The sequence below is a fragment of the uncultured Maricaulis sp. genome, assembly GCF_905480005.1.
GTDB lineage: Bacteria > Pseudomonadota > Alphaproteobacteria > Caulobacterales > Maricaulaceae > Maricaulis.
The window spans coordinates 1-2,771 of sequence record NZ_CAJQOO010000104.1; the positions used below are offsets into that span (position 1 = coordinate 1).

General features: G+C 63.9%; 2 protein-coding genes. One reads left to right on the plus strand and one right to left on the minus strand.

Going from position 1 to position 2,771, the window contains the following annotated elements:
- Positions 1 to 164 (plus strand): YjbQ family protein (locus QZ266_RS09450; RefSeq protein ID WP_367178231.1); only part of this gene is annotated, 164 nt, incomplete at its 5' end.
- Positions 165 to 205: 41 nt separating this feature from the next.
- On the opposite strand, the gene QZ266_RS09455 is transcribed toward QZ266_RS09450, so the two are convergent.
- The gene (locus QZ266_RS09455; protein WP_295694414.1) at positions 206 to 2,650 is read right to left on the minus strand and encodes an ATP-binding protein; all 2,445 of its coding nucleotides are present in this window, start codon (positions 2,648 to 2,650) and stop codon (positions 206 to 208) included.
- Positions 2,651 to 2,771 lie beyond the last annotated feature (121 nt).

The window sequence follows — 2,771 nt, forward strand, 5'->3', positions numbered from 1 at the left end:
CCGATGACATGCCGGCGCATATCAAGGCGGCGCTGACCCAGACGTCGATCGGCATACCCGTCGCGCAGGGGGAATTATTGCTGGGGACCTGGCAGGGACTTTACCTGTTCGAGCACCGCGACCGTCCGCATCGGCGCGAAGTGGTCTTTCATCTGGCGGTCTAGGACAGGTGCCCTGTGCGGTCGGTATCGACGGCCCTGCAGCCCTATGAGGCCGCAGAGGCGGGGCGGGCCGAGCGGCGGATTTGCGTGCCCAGAAGAAGCCGCCGCATGGTGCGCTCGAGCCCTTCCGGGCTCAGCGGCTTTTCGGTGTGCGCGTCAAAACCGAGCATGGCATAGCGGTTGACCTGGTCGGTCATGACATTGGCCGTCAGCGCCACGACCGGCGTGGGCAGTCGGTGCTCGGCCCGTTCAAAGGCGCGTATGTCCTGAATGGCGTCCTCGCCGTTCTTGACCGGCATCTGGATGTCCATCAGGACGAGATCGAACGGTTCGCGCTTGAATGCCGTGACGGCCTCTTCGCCATTCTCCACCATGTGAAGCTCGACGCCGAGCTTGTCGAGATAGGCTTTCAGGACGAGGCGATTGGTCAGATTGTCCTCGGCCGAAAGGATGCGGGCCGGGCGACCATCAACCGTCAGGGCACCGCCCAGCGTGATCAGATCGGGCGCGTGTTCGGTCGGATCGGTTTGCGCAACGGCCTTCAGGGGCAGGCGAACCGAGAAACATGTTCCCTCGCCGGGCTTGCTGCCGACCGCGATCGAGCCGCCCATCTGTTCAACCAGCCCCTTGCAGATCGCCAGGCCAAGCCCGGTGCCGCCAAAGCGCCGCGTGGTGGAGCTGTCCGCCTGGACGAATTTCTCGAAGATTGCCCCGCACTGGGCTTCGGTCATGCCGATCCCGGTATCGCTGACGACGAGTTCGATCTCATCGGGATTGCCGGTGGCGTCTGCCGGGCCGAGTGACAGGCTGACCTGGCCCTCGGCGGTGAACTTGACGGCATTGGCGACCAGATTATTGGCGATCTGCGACAGGCGAAGCGGGTCGCCAAAGCGGAATTGATCCGGCGCGTCATGGACGTCGACCGCGAGCGTCAGCCCTTTCTTGGCGGCGGCGTCTGCATACAGCGCGGATACACGATTGCCGATGATGGCGAGGTCGAAGGGGGCCTGGTCGAGTTCGATCTGGCCGGCCTCGATCTTGGACAGGTCGAGGATGTCGTCGAGCAGATGCATCAAGGTGTCGCCCGAGCGCACGATGATATCCAGCTTGGACTGGACATCCTCCGCGAGGTTCTTGCTCGCCAGCACACGTGCCATGCCGAGAATGCCATTCATCGGCGTGCGGATCTCGTGGCTCATATTGGCCAGGAAGTCCGATTTCGCGCGATTGGCGGCATCCGCGCGGTCCCGGGCCTCGACCAGATCGGTGATGTCGGTGATCGAGCCGGCCATCCGCACGGCCCGCCCGTCATTGCGCTGGGCGACGCCGCGGGTGCGGAACCAGCGATAGCCGCCATCGGCGCAGACAAAGCGGAGCGCCATGTCATAATCGGTGCCGAGCTTGATGTGATTGCGCATGGCCTGGATGGCCTTGTCCCGGTCTTCCGGGTGGACATCGTCCGGATACTCGCCCTCGGTGAGGATGGCAGCCTCGGCGGCATGGCCCAAAAGACTGCGCAGCCGGGGTGAGTGGTAGATGGTCTTCGTCGTGAGATCCCAGTCCCAGAAACCGTCAGCTGATCCGCGAACCGCCAACGCCATGCGCTCGCGATTCCGTTCGAGTTCGTCGAAGGCGGCTTCACGTTCCCGGGTCAGCTCGTTCTGGCGGACCCGGCCGCTGAGGACGAGATGGGTGCCCATTCCGATGCCGATGGAGACCAGGACGCCGAGAAACAGGATGATGATCGGTGTCGAGCTGAATTCTTCCATGTAGAGCGGCGCGGCGGGGAGGATTTCCACGGTCCAGACCGAACCGGGCAAAGCGACCGTCCGGCGCGCATTGAGGCGCTCACTGACCGGTATGCCGAATTCGTGGATCAGGTTGCCGCCCTCGGTCACGCGGATGGCGACATGGTCGGCAGAGTCCTGCGGGAGACCGTTGCGGATCATGCCGGCGACATCGAAGACACCGACGATCAAACCGTCGAAGCGCTCGCCGGTAAAAAGCGGGAAATAGCCGAGAAAGCCCGTCCCGCCCTGCACGAGATCGATGGCGGCGCTGTTATTGGGCTGGCGTGTATTGACGGCCCGCATGACGGCGCGCGCGCGGTAGTCCTCGAACAGGATATTCAGTCCGACAATCGCCTCATTGCCGACGGCGGGTTCGACCCATTCCAGCCTGAAATCCGGATTGGCCCACTGGACCGCGCGCAATTCACTCGTGTCACCGACAAAGGAACGCGCGTCGGCGCGCCACTCGCTCTCCTCGGTGCCGCCCTCGCGGACCCAGCGGCCAGCCATGCGCTCGAGCCCGTCCAGATTGAACTCGACCCGTTCCGCGAGATTGTATTGCAGATTGGCCGCGATCTCCTGCAGGTGAACGCGCACCGCGTAATGCTCCTGCGACCGGATGTGCAGAGAGACGGCGGTGAAGATCACCAAACAGAACAGGGCAGCCGAAAGCGGCAAGAACAGGCGGTAGCGCGGCATGGGGGACCTCGTTGGGTCCGATCACACACCAAACGGGGTTAATTTGCGCTTTACACCCTCTTGCCGCGCCATCGCCCTGTGCCCGGGTGCCGGTCAGGCCTTGCGCTGTTCCCGGCGTCGC